The 18,394-nt window shown below is 61.7% G+C and carries 15 protein-coding genes and 1 pseudogene; 7 read left to right on the top strand and 9 right to left on the bottom strand.

Annotated elements, in window-relative coordinates; genetic code table 11:
- Positions 1–69 precede the first annotated feature (69 nt).
- From rseP to rpsB, 8 genes are all read right to left on the bottom strand, one after another.
- Complete coding sequence (gene rseP / locus ACZ5M5_RS06045; protein ID WP_072408283.1) at positions 70–1,422, bottom strand: RIP metalloprotease RseP; 1,353 nt, start codon at positions 1,420–1,422, stop codon at positions 70–72.
- A gap of 52 nt (positions 1,423–1,474) precedes the next feature.
- Positions 1,475–2,665 carry a 1-deoxy-D-xylulose-5-phosphate reductoisomerase gene (gene ispC / locus ACZ5M5_RS06040; RefSeq protein WP_060738998.1) on the bottom strand — a complete coding sequence of 397 codons (1,191 nt, stop codon included), beginning with the start codon at positions 2,663–2,665 and terminating at the stop codon, positions 1,475–1,477.
- Positions 2,662–3,468 carry a phosphatidate cytidylyltransferase gene (locus tag ACZ5M5_RS06035; protein ID WP_464738769.1) on the bottom strand — a complete coding sequence of 269 codons (807 nt, stop codon included), beginning with the start codon at positions 3,466–3,468 and terminating at the stop codon, positions 2,662–2,664. Before ACZ5M5_RS06035 ends, ispC begins: the two co-directional genes overlap by 4 nt.
- Complete coding sequence (uppS, locus tag ACZ5M5_RS06030; protein ID WP_060739000.1) at positions 3,468–4,223, bottom strand: polyprenyl diphosphate synthase; 756 nt, start codon at positions 4,221–4,223, stop codon at positions 3,468–3,470. Before uppS ends, ACZ5M5_RS06035 begins: the two co-directional genes overlap by 1 nt.
- 13 nt (positions 4,224–4,236) lie before the next feature.
- On the bottom strand, positions 4,237–4,794 hold the full coding sequence (gene frr / locus ACZ5M5_RS06025; protein ID WP_060739001.1) for a ribosome recycling factor: 558 nt from the start codon (positions 4,792–4,794) through the stop codon (positions 4,237–4,239).
- Positions 4,791–5,534, bottom strand: coding sequence for a UMP kinase (gene pyrH / locus ACZ5M5_RS06020; protein ID WP_024779012.1), 744 nt, complete (start codon positions 5,532–5,534; stop codon positions 4,791–4,793). Before pyrH ends, frr begins: the two co-directional genes overlap by 4 nt.
- A 360-nt stretch (positions 5,535–5,894) precedes the next feature.
- Positions 5,895–6,761 (bottom strand): translation elongation factor Ts, encoded by an 867-nt coding sequence (tsf, locus tag ACZ5M5_RS06015; RefSeq protein ID WP_060739002.1) that lies wholly within the window; start codon positions 6,759–6,761, stop codon positions 5,895–5,897.
- Positions 6,762–6,956: 195 nt separating this feature from the next.
- The gene (gene rpsB / locus ACZ5M5_RS06010; protein WP_003198231.1) at positions 6,957–7,694 is read right to left on the bottom strand and encodes a 30S ribosomal protein S2; all 738 of its coding nucleotides are present in this window, start codon (positions 7,692–7,694) and stop codon (positions 6,957–6,959) included.
- Positions 7,695–8,173: 479 nt separating this feature from the next.
- On the opposite strand from rpsB, the gene map reads away from it, so the two are divergent.
- The 3 genes from map (at position 8,174) to dapC (ending at position 13,048) form a co-directional block, all read left to right on the top strand.
- A complete protein-coding gene (gene map, locus ACZ5M5_RS06005) occupies positions 8,174–8,956 on the top strand; it encodes a type I methionyl aminopeptidase (protein ID WP_053118843.1) in 783 nt (260 codons plus the stop codon).
- Positions 8,957–9,009: 53 nt separating this feature from the next.
- The gene (locus tag ACZ5M5_RS06000; protein ID WP_060739003.1) at positions 9,010–11,712 is read left to right on the top strand and encodes a [protein-PII] uridylyltransferase; all 2,703 of its coding nucleotides are present in this window, start codon (positions 9,010–9,012) and stop codon (positions 11,710–11,712) included.
- A 136-nt stretch (positions 11,713–11,848) separates the two neighbouring features.
- Complete coding sequence (gene dapC, locus ACZ5M5_RS05995; protein ID WP_060739004.1) at positions 11,849–13,048, top strand: succinyldiaminopimelate transaminase; 1,200 nt, start codon at positions 11,849–11,851, stop codon at positions 13,046–13,048.
- A 178-nt stretch (positions 13,049–13,226) separates the two neighbouring features.
- On the opposite strand, the gene ACZ5M5_RS05990 is transcribed toward dapC, so the two are convergent.
- A complete protein-coding gene (locus tag ACZ5M5_RS05990; RefSeq protein WP_464738768.1) occupies positions 13,227–14,873 on the bottom strand; it encodes a Na+/H+ antiporter in 1,647 nt (548 codons plus the stop codon).
- 274 nt (positions 14,874–15,147) lie between these two features.
- On the opposite strand from ACZ5M5_RS05990, the gene ACZ5M5_RS05985 reads away from it, so the two are divergent.
- The 4 genes and pseudogenes from ACZ5M5_RS05985 to ACZ5M5_RS05970 all read left to right on the top strand — a co-directional run bounded on the left by ACZ5M5_RS05985 (position 15,148) and on the right by ACZ5M5_RS05970 (position 18,359).
- Complete coding sequence (locus ACZ5M5_RS05985) at positions 15,148–15,510, top strand: ArsC family reductase (RefSeq protein WP_053119206.1); 363 nt, start codon at positions 15,148–15,150, stop codon at positions 15,508–15,510.
- Between the two features lie 32 nt (positions 15,511–15,542).
- Entirely contained in the window at positions 15,543–16,577 is a 1,035-nt protein-coding gene (dapD, locus tag ACZ5M5_RS05980; RefSeq protein WP_060739006.1) for a 2,3,4,5-tetrahydropyridine-2,6-dicarboxylate N-succinyltransferase, read from the top strand.
- Between the two features lie 176 nt (positions 16,578–16,753).
- Positions 16,754–17,958 (top strand): annotated as a pseudogene (locus ACZ5M5_RS05975) (aminotransferase class V-fold PLP-dependent enzyme).
- Positions 17,955–18,359: a SufE family protein gene (locus ACZ5M5_RS05970; RefSeq protein ID WP_464738767.1), complete on the top strand. Its 405-nt coding sequence runs from the start codon at positions 17,955–17,957 to the stop codon at positions 18,357–18,359. Before ACZ5M5_RS05975 ends, ACZ5M5_RS05970 begins: the two are co-directional and overlap by 4 nt.
- Positions 18,360–18,394 lie beyond the last annotated feature (35 nt).

The raw sequence follows: 18,394 nt of genomic DNA, 5'->3' as shown, positions 1-18,394 counted from the left end.
CCTTTCTTATTCCAACTGGCAATAAACAAACTGCCGCAAAATGCGGCAGATTCGCAATTCAGCGAAGCGTTACAGACGACCCAGATCGTTGACGAGGGCAAGCAACATGACCCCGACCACCAAGCTGATACCGATCTGTATCCCCCAACCTTGCACCCGATCCGACAAGGGACGACCACGCGCCCACTCGATCAGATAAAACAGCAGATGCCCCCCATCCAGTACCGGAATGGGCAGCAAATTCAGAACCCCCAGGCTAATGCTCAGATAAGCAAGGAAATTCAGGAAATCAGCGACGCCCGACTGGGCAGAAGCGCCCGCCACTTTAGCAATGGTTATCGGTCCACTCAAGTTTTTTACCGAGAGCTCGCCGAACAACATTTTCTTGAGCGAGTCCAGCGTCAGAATGCTCATGGTCCAGGTACGACGCGCACCCTCGCCAATCGCCGCCACTGGGCCGAAACTGACCTCGCGGATCATTTCCGGCGGCCAGTCGACCGCCTTGACGCCCGCGCCCAGGTAACCGGTCGGCGCCTTGCTCTCGCCACGGGCGGCCAGGGTTACCGGGACGTCGATTGGAGCACCGTCGCGCTCGATACGCAGCACAATTTTGGTGTCAGGACGTACACGAACCGAATCGACCACCTGCTGCCAGTCGCTGACCGGTTGGCCGTCGAGGGCCAGCAACCGATCGCCGGTCTTCAGACCAGCCGTCTGGGCCGGGCCTTTCGGATCGAGTTCGGCGAGGATCGGCGGCAAGGCCGGACGCCATGGCCGGATCCCCAGTGAACGGATCGGATCCGGCTCGTCCGCACCCTTGAGCCAGTTGTCCAAGATGAGCTCGCGAGGCGAATCCACCGTGGAGCCCTGCTCGCGCACCATCAATTGCAACGAACCGCTCTCACCCAGGCGACGGACCAGCTGCAGATTGACCGCCGCCCAGCCCGATGTCGGCTCGCCATCGATGGCGACGATTTCCTGCCCGGCACCCAGCCCGGCACGGGCGGCAACGCTACCGGCCTCTACCCCACCGATGACCGGACGCACCTGTTCGCTGCCCAGCATGGCCAGGCCCCAGAAAAACACCATGGCCAGCAGGAAGTTGGCAATCGGCCCCGCCGCGACGATGGCAATACGCTGACGGACGGTCTTGCGATTGAAGGATTGATCGAGCTGGTCGGCCGGGACTTCGCCTTCGCGCTCGTCGAGCATCTTGACGTAGCCACCCAACGGGATGGCCGCCACGACGAACTCGGTGCCTTTCTTGTCGTGCCAGCGCAGCAATGGCATGCCGAAGCCCACGGAAAAACGCAGGACCTTGACGCCACAGCGACGCGCAACCCAGAAATGACCGAATTCGTGAAAAGTGACCAACACCCCCAAGGCAACCAGGGTGCCGACAATCATATAGAGCGCGCTCATCTGTTTTCTCCGCAATCCTGTCCAGGGCAACCCTGGCTAACGTATCGCAGCTTCAACGCCCGTGGCGCTGCAGCCATTGGCCCGCCAACTCACGAGCCCTGGCATCCGCCGTAAATACTGTATCGAGGTCATCGACCGAAACCACGGCCTCGAGATTCAAGACTTCCTCGATGATACTCGCGATCTCGAGGTAACGGACACGTCCATCGAGAAACGCGGCAACGGCCACTTCATTGGCAGCGTTCAACATGGCCGGCGCACTGTTGCCCGCCTCGGCCGCCTGGCGCGCCAGGCGCAGGCAGGGGAAGCGCTGCTCATCGGGCGCCTGGAAATCCAGGCGAGCGATAGCGAACAGGTCCAGTGGCGCAACGCCCGAGTCGATACGCTCCGGCCACGCCAGGGCATTGGCGATCGGAGTGCGCATGTCAGGGTTACCCAACTGGGCCAGCACGGACCCGTCGACGTAGTCCACCAGGGAGTGAATCACGCTCTGGGGGTGAATCACCACCTCGACCTGCGACGGCTTGGCATCAAACAGCCAGCAGGCCTCGATCAGTTCCAGGCCCTTGTTCATCATGCTGGCCGAATCCACGGAAATCTTGCGCCCCATGGACCAGTTCGGATGGGCACAGGCCTGTTCGGGTGAAACATGCACCAATTCTTCCAGCGGCGTCTGCCGGAACGGACCACCGGAGGCTGTCAGCAAAATCCGCCGGACACCTACCGCGCCGAGACCACGGGAAAAATCCCGCGGCATGCATTGAAAAATCGCATTGTGCTCGCTGTCGATCGGCAGCAGCACCGAGCCGCTCTTGCGTACAGCCTGCATGAACAGCGCGCCGGACATCACCAGCGCCTCTTTATTGGCCAGCAGGATCTTCTTGCCGGCTTCCACCGCCGCAAGGGTCGGACGCAGGCCCGCCGCACCGACAATCGCCGCCATCACGGCGTCGACTTCAGGGTCGGCAGCCACTTGGCAAAGGCCTTCCTCCCCCACCAGCACACGGGTTTGCAGGCCGGCTGCGCGCAGATCGTCCTGCAACGCCCGCGCCACGCCAACCTCAGGCACCACGGCAAACCGCGGGGTGTGGCGAATGCACAACGCCAGCAATTCGCTCAAACGCGTGAAGCCACTGAGGGCGAACACCTGATAGCGCTCCGGATGCCGGCCAATGACGTCAAGCGTACTGAGGCCAATCGAACCGGTCGCGCCAAGGACAGTGATCTGCTGGGGGCGACTCACGATGCCGCCATCCACAACAGCACGGCAAAGATCGGGATCGCGGCAGTCAGGCTGTCGATGCGATCCAGCACACCCCCGTGACCGGGCAACAGGTTACTGCTGTCCTTGATCCCGGACTGACGCTTGAACATGCTTTCGGTCAGGTCACCGACCACCGACACGAATACGATCAGGGCGGCGCCAATAAGGCCTATGAACAGTTGCGCGACCGTCCAGTCCCGCACGAAACCGACCACCGTGGTGATCACCAGGCTCAAGGCCAGGCCACCATAGACCCCTTCCCAGCTCTTGCCTGGGCTGACTTGCGGCGCGAGCTTGCGCTTGCCGAAGGCCCGACCGGAGAAGTAGGCGCCAACGTCGGCCCCCCAGACCAGCACCATCACGGCCATGATCTGCCAGTTGCCCAACGGGCCTTGCTTGATCCAGATCAGCCCCTGCCAGGCCGGCAGAAGGATCAACAGGCCGATCACCAGCTTGGTCGCCGTATTGGCCCAATGATGCGTGGTCCGTGGATAGGTCAGGACCAGGAAGGTCGCCGTCGCCCACCACAGCACCGCGGCACCCAGCACCCATGGCGCGAGGCCGGGCACCACGTACATGATGAACAGCATGGCCGCCACGGCCACCGCATAGGTCACGCGCGCCGACTGCGCAGGGAAACCCGCCAGCCGCGCCCACTCCCACGCGCCCAAGGTCACGACCAGCCCGATGAACAGCGCAAAGCTGCCACCGTCGAGCAGGAAGAAACCACCCAGGGCGATAGGCAACAGGATCAAGGCAGTGATGATTCGTTGTTTAAGCATTAAACCCGGGCTCCAGCTTCGATCTGCTCGCTCGTTTTACCGAAGCGACGCTGACGGGAAGCGAAATCGGCCAGTGCGGTACGCATGGCTTCGTGTTTGAAGTCCGGCCAGAACAGGTCGGAGAAGTACAACTCGGCATAAGCCAACTGCCAGAGCAGGAAGTTGCTGATGCGATGCTCGCCACCGGTACGGATGCACAGGTCCGGCAATGGCAGGTCACCGGTCGCCAGGCAGGTCTGCAACAGTTCAGGAGTGATGTCTTCCGGGCGCAAGTGCCCGGCCTGGACTTCCCGCGCCAACCGCTGGGCAGCCTGGGCAATGTCCCACTGGCCACCGTAGTTGGCGGCGATCTGCAGGACGAACCGATTGGTGCCCGCCGTCGCAGCCTCGGCTTCGCGCATCGCAGCCTGCAATTCAGGATGGAAGCGCGAGCGATCACCGATGATGCGCAAGCTGATCTTGTTGTCGTTGAGGCGCTTGGCCTCACGACGCAGGGCCTTGAGGAACAAGTCCATCAAGGCACTGACTTCATCGGCCGGCCGCTGCCAGTTCTCGCTGGAGAAGGCGAACAGGGTCAGCACCTCGACCCCCGCCTCGGCGCACACCTCGATGACCGCACGAACCGCATCGACCCCCGCCTTGTGCCCGGCGACGCCAGGCATAAAACGTTTCTTGGCCCAGCGGTTGTTGCCGTCCATGATGATCGCCACGTGGCGCGGAACCGCGAACGGCACGGCCTGCTTGGTCTTTTCCATGAAAACGAGACCCTTATACGGCCATCAGGTCTTTTTCTTTCTCGTCCGTGGCCTTGGTGATCTGGGCCTCGGATTCTTTGGTCAGCTTATCGATATCAGCGATGGCACGACGCTCTTCGTCTTCACTGATTTCCTTATCCTTGACCAACTTCTTCAGCTCACCCAACGCGTCACGACGGATATTGCGCACAGCAACACGCGCATCTTCCGCTGCGCTACGGGCTTGTTTGGTGAAGCCTTTGCGCGTTTCCTCGGTGAGGGCCGGCATCGGGATCAGCAGCAGCTCCCCCAAGTTAGTTGGGTTGAGGTTCAGACCGGCACTCTGGATCGCCTTGTCTACAGCAGCGAGCATGTTGCGCTCGAAAGCCACGACCTGCAGGGTGCGCGAGTCTTTCACGGTGACGTTGGCAACGCTGCTCAGCGGTGTGTCAGTGCCGTAGTAAGGCACCATGACGCTGCCGAGGATACTGGGGTGAGCCTTGCCGGTACGAATCTGGCCGAATGCGTGGTTCAGAGAGTCCAGGGATTTCTGCATGCGCTCTTGAGCGTCTTTTTTGATTTCATTGATCATTGTTGAACTTCCTCGATCAGTGTTCCTTCGGCGCCGCCATGGACGATATTCAACAGGGCACCGGGCTTGTTCATGTTAAAGACGCGCAGCGGCATCTTGTGGTCGCGGCACAGGCAGATAGCCGTCAGGTCCATGACACCCAGCTTGCGATCCAGCACTTCATCGTAGGTCAGATGATCGAACTTCTCGGCATGCGGGTCTTTGAACGGGTCAGCGGTATAGACGCCATCGACCTTGGTCGCCTTGAGCACGACATCGGCATCGATCTCGATCGCGCGCAGGCAGGCGGCCGAATCCGTGGTGAAGAACGGATTACCGGTACCGGCGGCAAAAATCACCACTTCCTTGGCGTTGAGGTGGCGCATGGCTTTGCGACGATCGTAGTGATCGGTCACGCCAACCATGGAAATGGCCGACATCACGATGGCCGAGATATTGGCACGCTCCAACGCATCGCGCATAGCCAGGGCGTTCATCACAGTGGCCAGCATGCCCATGTGGTCGCCCGTGACCCGATCCATGCCGGCCGCGCTCAGCGCCGCGCCACGGAACAGGTTGCCGCCGCCGATGACCAGGCCGACCTGAACGCCGATCCCGACCAACTGGCCAACTTCCAGGGCCATGCGATCCAGCACTTTCGGATCGATCCCGAACTCTTCCGAGCCCATCAGGGCCTCGCCGCTAAGCTTGAGTAGAATGCGTTTATAGCGAGCCTGATAACCACTGCCCTGCTGAGCCATTGCGAATCTCTCCTGCGGCGTATGTGTTCAAAAAATTCTTTGCAGGCTGTTTGCAGCCTGCGCTCACTCTAGCCTTTGCACGAAAAGTGCCTGCGCGACGATCATACTGCGTTGAAAACTGGCTCGGAATGCTCATTTACAACCAGTAAACTCCGCTTCCTCGCCAGTTTTCGCCTTGTCTGATCGCCGCTCGGCGACTTTTCGTACAAAGCCAAGCTTGACGCTGACACAGCGCCATCGGAACACGGCTTTGTAAGCCAGTTCCGACAGGAAACCAATAAAAATCGGCATCCCCATCCGAAAAGAGGCTGCGCGCGTTAAGCGGGCAGCCTCTTCAGGGCGACAGTTGTAAAAACCGTCTTATTGCTTGCTGGCAGCAGCTACCTGGGCAGCAACTTCAGCAGCGAAGTCATCAACCGGCTTCTCGATGCCTTCGCCTACTTTGAAGTAGGTGAACGAAACGATTTCAGCACCGGCTTTCTTCGCCAGGTCGCCAACCTTGATTTCCGGGTTCTTGACGAAAGCCTGCTCAACCAGGCTGGCTTCGGCCAGGAACTTGGAGATACGGCCGCTGACCATTTTTTCTGCGATTTCAGCAGGCTTGCCTTTCAGCTTCTCTTCGTTCAGCTGCAGGAAAACGCCCTTCTCGCGCTCGATCGCTTCAGCCGAAACGTCCGAAGGCAGCAGGAACTCAGGGTTGGTAGCTGCCACGTGCATGGCGATGTCTTTCGCCAGCTCGGTGTCGCCGCCCTTCAGGACAACCGCAACACCGATCTTGTTGCCGTGCAGGTAGGTACCGACCACGTCACCTTCAACGCGAACCAGACGGCGGATGTTGACGTTTTCGCCGGTCTTGCCGACCAGGACCAGGCGCGCTTCTTCCTGGGACTCGATCAGCGGAGCTGCGTCGGTCAGTTTGTCAGCGAAGGCTTTCTCGACGCTGGCAGCGACGAATGCCTTGAAGTCATCCTGCAGAGCCAGGAAGTCGGTCTGGGAGTTGACTTCCAGCAGAACGGCAGCCTTGCCGTCGTCCTTGATGGCGATGGCGCCTTCAGCGGCGACGTTGCCGGCTTTCTTGGCAGCCTTGATGGCGCCCGAAGCACGCATGTCATCAATGGCTTTCTCGATGTCGCCGCCAGCCTTGGTCAAGGCTTTCTTGCAATCCATCATGCCTTCGCCGGTACGCTCGCGCAGTTCTTTGACCAACGCTGCAGTAATCTCTGCCATTTCAAAATCCTCTTGGATAGGTTTTCAACCATTCCACCCGATCGAACGGGCGATCAATTCTTCCTGGAAAACCATTGCTTATAGGCCGCGGCAGGTTACAAACAGGTCACTGCGCTGGCGGCAAATGGTTTTCGAGGTGGCAAAAAGGGGGCCAAGCCCCCTTTTTGCTTACTGAGTCAACGCCAGGGGCGTCAATTACTCAGCGGCTGCTGCCGGAGCTTCTTCAGCGAAGACTTCGGTGCCGCCATTCACGTTGTTGCGACCACGGATCACAGCATCAGCCATCGAACCCATGTACAGCTGGATGGCGCGGATGGCGTCATCGTTGCCTGGGATGATGTAGTCAACGCCTTCCGGGCTGCTGTTGGTATCGACAACGCCGATGACCGGGATACCCAGCTTGTTGGCTTCGGTGATCGCGATGCGCTCGTGGTCAACGTCGATCACGAACAGTGCGTCAGGCAGACCGCCCATGTCCTTGATACCGCCCAGGGAGCGGTCCAGCTTCTCAAGATCGCGAGTGCGCATCAGCGCTTCTTTCTTGGTCAGCTTGGCGAAAGTACCGTCTTCGGACTGGACTTCAAGGTCACGCAGACGCTTGATGGAAGCGCGAATGGTCTTGAAGTTGGTCAGCATGCCGCCCAACCAGCGGTGATCGACGTACGGCGAACCGCAACGTGCTGCTTCTTCAGCAACGATCTTGCCAGCGGAACGCTTGGTGCCGACGAACAGAATCTTGTTTTTGCCCTGGGCCAGGCGCTCTACGAAGGTCAGTGCTTCGTTGAACATCGGCAGGGTTTTTTCAAGGTTGATGATGTGGATCTTGTTACGCGCGCCGAAAATGTACTTGCCCATTTTCGGGTTCCAGTAACGGGTCTGGTGACCGAAGTGCACACCGGCCTTCAGCATATCGCGCATGTTGACTTGGGACATGATAGTTCCTTGATAAGTCGGGTTTGGCCTCCACGTATCCCAATGACCAACCAGCGGCTATATAAGCCGAGGCACCCAGGTCATCGTGTCGACACGTGTGTGGATTTAAGCTTACGGGGTCATCCCCGGAAAGCGGCGCATTTTATACCACAGCAAGGGCGAAAACGGAACATGGATTCTGAATTCCTCTGTGGCGAGGGAATTGTGGGAGCAAGGCTTGCCCCAATGTCGGTCAGTTAAGCCGCAAACCTGTGGGAGCAAAGCTTGCTCGCGATTGGGGCAGGCCAGTCTACAACGGTGTCGACCGGTCTACCGCTATCGCGAGCAAGCTTTGCTCCCACTCGCCCTCGCCACAGAGTTCCAGGCCGGGAGCGCTTTGCCCCGATGGTCTGTTAGAATCGCGTTTTCAGGGCCGCGCTGGTCATCATCCGCCGCCCATTTCGTTTTGAACAGCGCCGTCGGGCGCAGAGAGAGCCTGTATGACCGTTACCCTCAAGACACCCGAGGACATCGCCAAAATGCGTGTCGCCGGCAAACTCGCCGCCGAAGTGCTGGAGATGATCGCCGACTACGTCAAGCCGGGCGTGACCACCGAAGAGCTGGACCGCATCTGCCACGACTACATCGTCAACGAGCAGAAGGCCATCCCGGCGCCGCTCAACTATAAAGGCTTCCCGAAGTCGATCTGTACCTCGATCAACCACGTGGTCTGCCACGGCATCCCCAACGAAAAACCGTTGAAGGATGGCGACACCCTGAACATCGACGTCACCGTCATCAAGGACGGCTATCACGGCGACACCAGCCGCATGTTCCATGTCGGCAACGTGCCGGAGTGGGCCCAGCGCCTGTCCAAGGTCACCCAGGAATGCATGTACATGGCCATCGAACTGGTGAAGCCGGGCTGCCGCCTGGGGGACATCGGCGAAGTGATCCAGAAGCACGCCCAGAAGAACGGCTTCTCGGTGGTGCGCGAGTTCTGCGGCCACGGCATCGGCAAGGTGTTCCACGAAGAACCGCAGATCCTGCACTACGGCCGGGCCGGCACCGGCATGGAACTGCAGGCGGGCATGACCTTCACCATCGAGCCGATGATCAACCAGGGCCGCGCCGACACCAAGGTGCTGGGCGACGGCTGGACCGCCATCACCAAGGACCGCAAGCTGTCGGCCCAGTGGGAACACACCCTGCTGGTCACCGAGACGGGCTATGAAATCTTCACCCTGCGTAGCGATGACACCATCGCGCGCGTTTCCGCCTGATCCGAACCCAGCCTATAGATCCGATAGATATAGATAGAAAGGAAAGCCATTCAATGCCGCAGGTGGATCCCGAACTCTTCGACCGCGGCCAGTTCCAGGCTGAACTGGCCCTGAAGGCAAGCCCCATCTCGGCGTTCAAGAAGGCAATCCGCCAGGCCCACGAAGTGCTCGACCAGCGCTTTCGCAATGGCCGGGACATTCGCCGGCTGATCGAGGACCGCGCCTGGTTCGTCGATAACATCCTGCAAAAGGCCTGGGAGCAGTTCGATTGGAGCGAAGACGCCGACATCGCCCTCGTGGCGGTGGGCGGCTATGGGCGCGGGGAGCTGCACCCCTACTCCGACATCGACCTGCTGATCCTGCTGGACAGCGCCGACCATGAGGTTTTCCGCGATTCCATCGAGCGTTTCCTGACGCTGCTGTGGGACATCGGCCTGGAGGTCGGCCAGAGCGTGCGCTCGGTGCAGGAATGCGCCGAGGAGGCCCGCGCCGACCTGACGGTGATCACCAACCTGATGGAAAGCCGCACCATCGCCGGCCCCGAGCGCCTGCGCCAGCGCATGCTGGATGTCACCAGCACAGAGCACATGTGGCCCAGCAAGGATTTTTTCCTGGCCAAGCACGCCGAGCAGAAGGCCCGCCACCATAAGTACAACGACACCGAATACAACCTGGAACCCAACGTCAAGGGCTCGCCCGGCGGGCTGCGGGACATCCAGACGATCCTGTGGGTCGCCCGTCGCCAGTACGGCACGCTGAACCTGCGCGCCCTGGCCGGCGAAGGTTTCCTGGTGGAAAGCGAAAACGCCTTGCTGGCCTCGTCCCAGGAATTCCTGTGGAAGGTCCGCTACGCCCTGCACATGCTCGCCGGGCGCTCCGAAGACCGCCTGCTGTTCGATCACCAACGCTCCATCGCCGGCCTGTTGGGTTTCGAGGGGCAGGATGCCAAGCAGTCCATCGAAAACTTCATGCAGCAGTACTACCGCGTGGTGATGAGCATCGCCCAGCTCAGCGAACTGATCATCCAGCACTTCGAGGAAGTCATCCTCGCACCCGAAGACGAAGAGCCGCCGCAGCCGATCAACTCACGCTTCCAACTGCACGACGGCTACATCGAAGCGCGCAACGCCAATGTGTTCCGCCGCACGCCCTTCGCCATGCTCGAGATCTTCGTGCTCATGGCCCAGCAGCCGGAAATCAAGGGCGTACGCGCCGACACCATCCGCCTGCTGCGGGAAAACCGTCATCTGATCGATGAAGATTTCCGTCACGACATCCGCAACACCAGCCTCTTCATCGAGTTGTTCAAGTGCAAGATCGGCGTGCACCGCAACCTGCGCCGGATGAACCGCTACGGGATTCTCGGGCGTTATTTGCCGGAGTTCGGCTTCATCGTCGGACAGATGCAGCACGACCTGTTCCACATCTATACGGTCGATGCCCACACGCTGAACCTGATCAAGCACCTGCGTAAGCTGCAGTACACCCAGGTGTCGGAGAAATTCCCGCTGGCCAGCAAGCTCATGGGCAAGCTGCCCAAGCCCGAGCTGATCTACATGGCCGGGCTGTACCACGACATCGGCAAGGGCCGCCAGGGCGACCACTCCGAGATTGGCGCGGTGGATGCCGAGGCGTTCTGCCAGCGCCATCAACTGCCGCTGTGGGACAGCCGGCTGATCGTCTGGCTGGTGCAGAACCACCTGGTGATGTCCACCACCGCCCAGCGCAAGGATTTGTCCGACCCGCAGGTGATCCACGACTTCGCCCAGATCGTCGGCGATGAAACGCGCCTGGATTACCTCTACGTGCTGACCGTGGCCGACATCAACGCCACCAACCCGAGCCTGTGGAACTCCTGGCGCGCCAGCCTGTTGCGCCAGCTCTACACCGAGACCAAGCGGGCCTTGCGCCGCGGCCTGGAAAACCCGGTGGACCGCGAAGAACAGATCCGCCGCACCCAAAGCGCGGCCCTGGACATCCTGGTACGCGGCGGCACCGATCCGGACGATGTCGAGCAGCTCTGGTCGCAATTGGGCGATGACTATTTCCTGCGCCACACCGCCGGCGACGTGGCCTGGCACAGCGACGCGATCCTGCAGCAACCGGCCGATGGCGGGCCGCTGGTGCTGATCAAGGAAACCACCCAGCGCGAGTTCGAGGGCGGCACGCAGATTTTCATCTATGCTCCGGACCAGCACGACTTCTTCGCCGTGACCGTGGCGGCGATGGACCAGCTCAACCTCAACATCCATGACGCCCGGGTCATCACCTCCAGCAGCCAGTTCACCCTCGACACCTACATCGTGCTCGACACCGACGGCGACTCGATTGGCGACAACCCGGCGCGGGTCAAGCAGATTCGCGACGGCCTCACCGAAGCCCTGCGCAACCCGGCGGACTACCCGACCATCATCCAGCGCCGGGTGCCGCGACAACTCAAGCATTTTGCGTTTGCGCCACAGGTGACGATCCACAACGACGCCCAGCGCCAGGTCACCGTGCTGGAACTCAGCGCCCCGGACCGCCCGGGCCTGCTGGCGCGGATCGGCCATATTTTCCTGGAGTTCGACCTGTCGCTGCAAAACGCCAAGATCGCCACCCTCGGCGAACGGGTAGAAGACGTGTTTTTCATCACCGACGCTCACAACCAGCCGCTGTCCGATCCGCAGCTGTGCAGCCGCCTGCAGGAGGCCATCGTCCGGCACCTGAGCGTCAACCAGGAACCCGATGCTCACCTGACACGCATCAGCATCTGAACGAACAATCCCCCTCTGTGGGAGCGAGCTTGCTCGCGATAGCGGCGGAACATCCAGCATTGATGCTGCCTGACTCACCGCCATCGCGAGCAAGCTCGCTCCCACAAGGACCGCGCCCACATTGACGAGGCCCTCGATGAACAACGCTTTGAACCAGTTGCAGCCCTACCCCTTCGAAAAGCTCCGCGCCCTGCTTGGCAGCGTCACGCCCAACCCGGACAAACGCCCCATCGCGCTGTCCATCGGCGAACCCAAGCATCGCTCGCCCAGCTTCGTGGCTGAAGCCCTGGCCAGCAATCTGGAAAAAATGGCCGTGTACCCGACCACCCTCGGCATCCCGGAACTGCGTGAAGCCATCACCGGCTGGTGCGAGCGTCGCTTCAACGTGCCGACCGGCTGGCTGGACCCGGCGCGCCATGTGCTGCCAGTCAATGGCACTCGTGAAGCCTTGTTCGCCTTCACCCAGACCGTGGTCAACCGGGGCGACGACGCCCTGGTGGTCAGCCCGAACCCGTTCTACCAGATCTACGAAGGCGCGGCGTTCCTGGCCGGGGCCAAGCCGCACTATTTGCCGTGCCTGGACGCGAACGGCTTCAACCCGGATTTCGACGCCGTCTCGCCGGACATCTGGAAACGCTGCCAGATCCTGTTCCTGTGCTCCCCGGGCAACCCGACCGGCGCGTTGATCCCGGTGGACGTGCTGAAAAAACTCATCGCCTTGGCCGATGAGCATGACTTCGTGATCGCGGCGGACGAGTGCTACAGCGAACTGTACTTCGACGAACAGACCCCGCCGCCAGGGCTGCTCAGCGCCTGCGTCGAACTGGGTCGCAAGGATTTCAAGCGCTGCGTGGTGTTCCACAGCCTGTCCAAACGCTCCAACCTGCCCGGCCTGCGCTCCGGTTTCGTCGCTGGCGACGCGGACATCCTCAAGGGTTTCCTGCTGTACCGCACCTATCACGGCTGCGCGATGCCGGTTCAGACCCAACTGGCGAGCATCGCCGCGTGGAACGACGAAGTGCACGTACGGGCCAACCGCGCGCTGTACCGGGAGAAGTTCGACGCCGTGCTGGAAATCCTCAGCCCGGTGCTGGACGTGCAACGCCCCGACGGCAGCTTCTACCTGTGGCCGAACGTGGCCGGCGATGATGCAGCGTTCTGTCGCGACCTGTTCGAACAGGAACACGTGACCGTGGTGCCGGGCTCCTACCTGTCCCGCGATGTGGATGGCGTCAACCCGGGCGCCGGGCGCGTGCGCATGGCCCTGGTTGCGCCATTGGCCGAATGCGTGGAAGCGGCGGAGCGGATCCGCGCGTTTATCCAGCGTCGGGGTTGATGGCTGTATCGGACTGAAGTGGACCGCTGTTGTGGCGAGGGAGCTTGCTCCCGCTGGGCTGCGCAGCGGCCCCAAAGCGGTCAACTCAATTTATCTGAAATACTGGGTTGTCAGGTTTTGGGGGCGCTTCGCACCCCAGCGGGAGCAAGCTCCCTCGCCACAATTAGCTTTGCGCAATCTATTTACCCAACCCCAAATTCGCCTCCGCCAGATCCAACTCCCCCAGCACTTCACGCAGCACATCATCCCCGATCTGGTGATGACGGCTGAGGCGATACAACTCCAGCCGCTGCGCCCGAAAAGCCTTCAAGCGCAGCCGGCGTTCCAGCAGGTCCATTTCGAACGCCAGCGCCTGGGCTTCGGCGGAGTCGTTGAACACGTCGAGCTGATGACGATACTCGGACATCAACCGCGCCTTGACCTCGGTCGCCAGCGCCGCTTGGGCCGCATCCGACGTACTGCCCGCCTCGGGCGGTTCTTCCACCTCCAGCGCATGGATCGCCGCTTCAGCGGTTTTGCGCCAGGCTTCGCGAACTTCGTTGCGACGTTTGTCGTCGGGGCTTTTCTCGATGCCCCGCAGCAACAACGGCAAGGCGATACAAGCTGCGATCAACGACAGCAGAATCACCCCGGCGGCAATGAAGATCAGCAGGTCTCGCTCGGGAAACGCCTCTGCGGCGTTCAACAGCAACGGCACCGACAGCACGCCCGCCAGTGTCACCGCGCCGCGCACGCCACCGAAAGTCAGCAACCAGCAAGAACGTGCGGTCGGCACCGGGGTCAGTTCGCCCTGGCCACGCCAGCGTCGCAACAGCCCGGACAAGCGCCAGATGCTTTGCACCCAGACAAACCGCAGCACCAGCAGCACCAGGAAAATCGCCAGCACATCCAGGCAACGGTAGAACAACGTCGGCCAGAGCGTGGTCTCGAGGCGGGTCACCGCCTTGATGATGTCCGGCAGTTGCAAGCCCAGCAGCAGGAAGATCAAGCCGTTGAAGGCGAATTCCAACAGCGACCAGACACTGCGATTGAGCAGCCGCGTGCCGGTCTGGCGCGGCAGCAGGTCGAGCCAGCTCTGCATCATCCCCGCCGCCACCGCCGAGAGAATGCCCGAGGCGCCCAAGCGCTCAGCCAACACATAGGCGGCAAACGGCAGCAGCAACATGAACACCACATGGGTGGCCGGGTCGTCCCAACCCCGGGCAATCATCCACGCCCGCAGCCGGCCCAGCAGCCAACTCAGGGCCACACCGACCAGCAGGCCACCCACCGCCACCAACACGAACGTCAGGCTCGCGTTGGCCAGGGAAAACACCCCGGTGATGGCCGCCGCCAGGGCGAACTTGAACGTCACCAGGCCCGACGCATCGTTCATCAGCGCCTCGCCCTGGAGCATGTGCATCAACGGCGCAGGCAGACGGTCGCGGGCAATCGCCGACACCGCCACCGCGTCGGTCGGTGACAGCACCGCTGCCAGGGCAAAGGCCACCGGCAACGGGATACTCGGCAAGAGCCAATGAATGAAGTAGCCGGCGCCCACCACCGTGAACAACACCAGCCCCACCGCCAGCGTCAGGATCGGCCCGCGCAGGCGCCACAGCTCGCGCTTGGGCATGCGCCAGCCGTCGGAGAACAGCAGCGGTGGCAGGAAGAGAAACAGGAACAGCTCAGGATCGAGGGCCACGTGCAGGCCCAGGGACGGCCAGGCCAGCACGGCACCGGCGCCGATCTGTACCAGGGGCAGCGGCAGCGGGATCAACCGTCCGATCAGGCGCGACACGCCTACCAGCATCAACAGGATCAGGACGGTATAAGCGCTTTGCATAACGGCTTTCCACTGGCAGCGACACACATCCGGCAACAGCTTGCCGTTGAAGTGCCATATTAACCGCCTAGGATTAACTTGGCCGTTACACCTATGTCGCAGCAGCTCTTTAGTGAGCAAGCTGTGGGAGCAAAGCTTGCTCGCGATGAAAACACCTCGGTCTGGCAGAAGACCGCGTCATCGTTCATCGCGGGCAAGCCTCGCTCCCACAACCGTCCGGTCATGGCATAATCCTTCACCTTTTATTTCCAGCACCTGCAAAGGGGGCAGTTCCTTGACCGATTCAAGCAAAACGTTGCACCTTTTCGGCATCAAAGCCTGTGACACGATGAAAAAGGCGCGCACCTGGCTCGATGATCACGCTGTGCACTACGACTTTCACGATTACAAGACCGCCGGCATCGACCGTGAACACCTGACCCAATGGTGCAACGAGCATGGCTGGCAAGTGGTGTTGAACCGTGCCGGTACGACCTTTCGCAAACTCGACGACGAACGCAAAGCCGATCTCGACCAGACGAAAGCCATCGAACTGATGCTCGCCCAACCCTCGATGATCAAGCGCCCGGTGCTCGATCTCGGTGACCGAACCCTGATTGGCTTCAAGCCAGATATTTATGCGGCAGAGATCAAGTAAGCCTGCCCAGTCCATTTTGTAGAGGTAATTTCATGTCCACTACCCTGTTCAGCCTGGCCTTCGGCGTCGGCACCCAAAACCGTCAAGGCGCCTGGCTGGAAGTGTTCTACGCACAGCCGCTGCTCAACCCGTCGGCCGACGTCGTCAAAGCCATCGCGCCGATCCTCGGCTACAGCGAAGGCAACCAGGCCATCACCTTCACCACCGCCCAGGCCTCGCAACTGGCTGAAGCCCTCAAGGGCGTCGATGCCGCACAAGCTGCCCTGCTGACCCGCCTGGCTGAAAGCCACAAGCCCCTGGTCGCCACCCTGCTGGCCGAAGATGCCCAACTGAGCTCCACCCCTGAGGCCTACCTCAAGCTGCACCTGCTGTCCCATCGCCTGGTCAAGCCCCACGGCCTGAACCTGGCCGGCATTTTCCCTCTGCTGCCGAACGTGGCCTGGACCAGCCAGGGCGCGATCGACCTGGCCGAACTGGCCGAGCACCAGCTCGAAGCCCGCCTGCGTGGCGAACTGCTGGAAGTGTTCTCGGTGGACAAGTTCCCGAAAATGACCGACTACGTGGTCCCGGCCGGCGTGCGCATCGCCGACGCCGCGCGGATCCGCCTGGGCGCCTACGTGGGCGAAGGCACCACGGTCATGCACGAAGGTTTCGTCAACTTCAACGCCGGCACCGAAGGCCCGGGCATGATCGAAGGCCGTGTCTCGGCGGGCGTGTTCGTCGGCAAGGGTTCGGACCTGGGCGGCGGTTGCTCCACCATGGGCACCCTGTCGGGCGGCGGCAACATCGTGATCAAGGTCGGCGAAGGCTGCCTGATCGGCGCCAACGCCGGCATCGGCATCCCGCTGGGCGACCGCAACACCGTGGAGTCGGGCCTGTACGTGACCGCCGGCACCAAGGTCGCCCTGCTGGACGAAAACAACCAATTGGTGAAAGTGGTCAAGGCCCGCGACCTGGCCGGCCAGCCCGACCTGTTGTTCCGCCGCAATTCCGAGACCGGCGCAGTGGAATGCAAGACGCATAAGTCGGCCATCGAGCTGAACGAAGCACTGCACGCCCACAACTAAGCTTCACACCAGCACCTGTGGGCGCGAGCCTTTGTGGGAGCCGAGCTTGCTCGCGATGAACGATGACGCGGTCTTGCAGTTAAACCGTGTCGCGGCCATCGCGAGCAAGCTCGGCTCCCACACAAAAAAGCCCCGCTCCCACAGGGTCCGGCGTCATTCCAGCAGGGCCCGAAAGCATGTTGATCCAATCCCCCTGGCGTGCCGATTTCCCGGCCATCGCCGCCCTGCAACGGCAAGGCCAGACCTACCTGGACAGCGCCGCCACCACGCAAAAACCCCAAGCCCTATTGGATGCCCTGACGCATTACTACGCCAACGGCGCGGCCAACGTGCACCGGGCACAACATTTGCCGGGCGCCCATGCCACCCAGGCGTTCGAGGACAGCCGCCTCAAGGCCTCGCAATGGCTCAATGCCGGAAACTGCGGGCAAGTGGTCTTCACCCACGGCGCCACTTCGGCGCTGAATCTGCTGGCCTACGGGCTGGAACATTTATTCAACCCGGGCGATGAGATCGTCATCAGCGCCCTGGAACACCACGCCAACCTGCTGCCGTGGCAGCAGTTGGCCGAGCGTCGTTCGTTGACCCTGGTGGTGTTGCCACTGGATGCCGACGGGGTGATCGACCCTGGCGCCGCCGCCGAACTGATCGGCCCCCGTACGCGTTTGCTGGCGGTGAGCCAGTTATCCAATGTGCTGGGGCTTGGCAACCCGTGCCGGCGCTGCTGGCGCTGGCCAAGGCCCACGGCGCGCTGACGGTGATCGACGGCGCCCAAGGCGTGGTCCATGGCCGCCACGACGTGGAAGCGCTGGGCTGCGACTTTTACGTGTTTTCCAGCCACAAACTCTATGGCCCCGACGGGCTGGGCGTGCTGTTCGGCCGTACCGAAGCCCTCGGCAAGCTGCGCCATTGGCAGTTCGGCGGCGAAATGGTGCAACAGGCCGATTACCACAGCGCCACCTTCCGTCCGGCGCCGCTGGGCTTCGAAGCCGGCACGCCGCCGATTGCCAGTGTGATCGGGTTGGGCGCGACCCTGGACTACCTGTCCGCCCTCGATCCGCAAGCGGTCATCGACCATGAGGCGGCACTGCACGACTACCTGCGCCATGGCCTGCAGGCCCGCAACGGCATTCGCCTGCTGGGCAACCCGCGCCTGGCCCTGGTCAGTTTCGTGGTCGAAGGCATCCACAACGCCGACCTGGCGCACCTGCTGACCGAGCAAGGCATTGCCGTGCGCGCAGGGCATCACTGCGCGATGCCGCTGTTCAAGCATTTGCAGCTGTCCGGGGCGATTCGGGTGTCGCTGGCGTTGTACAACGATTCCGCCGACATCGAACGGTTCTTCGAAGCCCTCGACCAAGCCTTGGAGATGTTGCGATGAACCTGCCGGCCGATGCCACCACGGCGCTGCAGATCTTCCGGGACGCGTCAGGCTGGGAGCAACGGGCCCGGCTACTGATGCAATGGGGCGAACGTCTGCCGCCCCTGAGCGACGCGGACAAGTGCGAGGCCAACCTCGTCCACGGCTGTGAAAGCCAGGTGTGGTTGGTGGGTCGCTTGCACGACGGGCACTGGCAGTTTTGCGCCAGCAGCGATGCGCGGTTGATCCGCGGGTTGGTGGCGTTGCTGCTGGCACGGGTCAACGGGTTGTCCGCTGACGAGTTGCAACAGGTGGATTTACCGGATTGGTTCAGCCAGCTGGGATTGTCGCGGCAACTGTCGCCGTCGCGTAGCAATGGCTTGAATGCGGTGCTAAAGCGGATGTTTGAGTTGACTCAGTAACCGCAATCGCGAGCAAGCTCGCTCCCACAGGGGAT

This window comes from Pseudomonas sp. Van50, assembly GCF_055390755.1.
Note: the sequence above shows the minus strand (reverse complement) of the source record. Positions and strands in the feature narration are given on the sequence as shown.